At 54.1% G+C, this 2,030-nt stretch carries 1 pseudogene; it reads left to right on the top strand.

Annotation, left to right across the window (positions count from 1 at the left end):
- Positions 1 to 435: 435 nt before the first annotated feature.
- Positions 436 to 2,030, top strand: a pseudogene (locus H144_RS0131255) (gliding motility-associated C-terminal domain-containing protein); the annotation flags it as partial.

Below are 2,030 nucleotides of genomic sequence, written 5' to 3'. Positions count from 1 at the left end.
ACGTCGACATTAACTGGGACGGTAAAACCAATGGTGGAAAAGAGCTCGCCGCCGGTCAGTATTATTATGAAGTAACCATCTATTTCGAGTCGTTCAGAAAACAAGGCACAGAGACTATCATGAAAGGCTGGGTACAATTGCTGAGATAGCAATATCGATCACGTCAGGGCGCTATTTCCGCGGCTTCGGGAGTTTGTGATAATTCATATATGATTTATAAAGTTGTTTTGTATGTTTACGAAACGGCATATTATATTCATTCCCGTAGCACACATTTTTACCTGAATTTTCGTTGATTTAAAGTACCTGACAGGAGATTTGGTGCCTGCCATCACCTCTCTATCATCATAAGCTCGACACAGATTTATGCGCTCTGTTTTACGAATCCCTTTATACTTCCTTTTTCTGGCTTTGCTGTGTAGCGGCTATCAGGCCATGGCCACACACATACGCGCGGGCGAAATCACTGCCCGGAGGCTTAGTCCGGTCGGTTCGGCCGTACACACTTACGAGATCAAGCTGACGGCTTATTTTGATATGCAGAACGGCGAAGGTGCCGCGAATGCGCAGAATAGCGTGTTTTTTACCATCGGTCCGGTCAATCCAGGCCAGAACTCGAACCCGGCGGTACTGGAAGCGCCGCGCCAGCAGCCTATCCCGAACATCGGGAACAACACGACACAGAATACCTACATTATTAACTACACCTTTCCGACAGCGGGCCAGTACCGCATCTCCTTCGAGGAGGATAACCGGAACAACAACGTCCTCAACATCGGTCCGCCGCCTACGCAGAACCTGAACTTCTACGTCAGCACGATCCTGGAAATCAATTCCACATTCGGACAGAACCAGACGCCCGTACTGCTCAATGCGCCCATCGATGTGGCGGCAGTGGGCCAGCGGTACATTCACAACCCCGGCGCATTCGATGCCGATGGCGACAGCCTCGCCTATCGCCTGTTTGTTCCGCAAAGAAGCGGCGTCAATGGCTCCGGGATCAATTTGCAATACAAAGACCCCAATATGGTGACGCCTCCGGGCCAAACCGAAGCAGGCGGCTCACCGGCTACTTTCAGTATGGACAGGATCACGGGCGACCTCGTCTGGGACGCGCCCGTTACGAGGGGATATTACAACGTCGCATTTGTCGTGGAAGAATGGCGCGACGGCGAGCTGATCGGGCAGATTGTCCGCGATATGCAGATCATCGTCGAAGACGCCCGCAACGACCGGCCGGTAATCCCGCCGCTGCCCGATATTTGCGTCGAGGCAGGAACGCTTATTAATCAACCCATTACCGCTACCGACAAGAATGGCGACAAACTCACCCTTACGTCGTCCGGTGGGGTGTACCAGGCCAGTTTGATCCCGCCGGCGCTGGCCAAATTCACCGTCGCACAGCAAGGTACGCAAGGCACTGTAACTGGCCTTTTCAGCTGGCAGACTTCCTGTAACCACATTCGTCTGGAACCTTACGACGTGCTTTTCAAAGTAGAAGACGCACCGGGGCCATCGGTACCGAACCCGTCGCTCTTCCGAAAACTCGTGGATATGATGACCGTAAACATTAAAGTGTACGGTCCCAAACCAACCGGTCTCCGGGCCACAGCCGTTACCGACCCCGCCGGGGCTGCGTACCGGCTCAACTGGGATGCTTACAAATGCCAGGTAGCCGGTGCGAAAATCGCCATTTACCGGGCTGAGAAATGTACGGATATTCCGGAAGACGTGTGTCTGACGGGCATTCCGGCCGGCTCGGGTTACGAGCAGATCGGCCGGGTGGATGTCAACCAGACTACATTTTTGGATAACAATGCCGGCGAAGGCCTCCGTGCAGGCGTTTCCTACTCTTACCGTATTGTGGTCATGTTCCCGAGACCGGGCGCAAGCACTGCCGAGCCGGGTTACCTGATCGGTGGCGGCGAGAGCTTGGCGTCGGCCGAGTTCTGTCTGAACCTGCCGATGGTAATGCCGGTCATCACCAACGTGACGGTAGACTCGACCAGCACTACCCGCGGTGTCATCAC

Source organism: Dyadobacter beijingensis DSM 21582 (assembly GCF_000382205.1).
Taxonomy (GTDB): Bacteria; Bacteroidota; Bacteroidia; order Cytophagales; family Spirosomataceae; genus Dyadobacter; species Dyadobacter beijingensis.
This window is presented reverse-complemented; position numbering and strand designations above follow the sequence as displayed.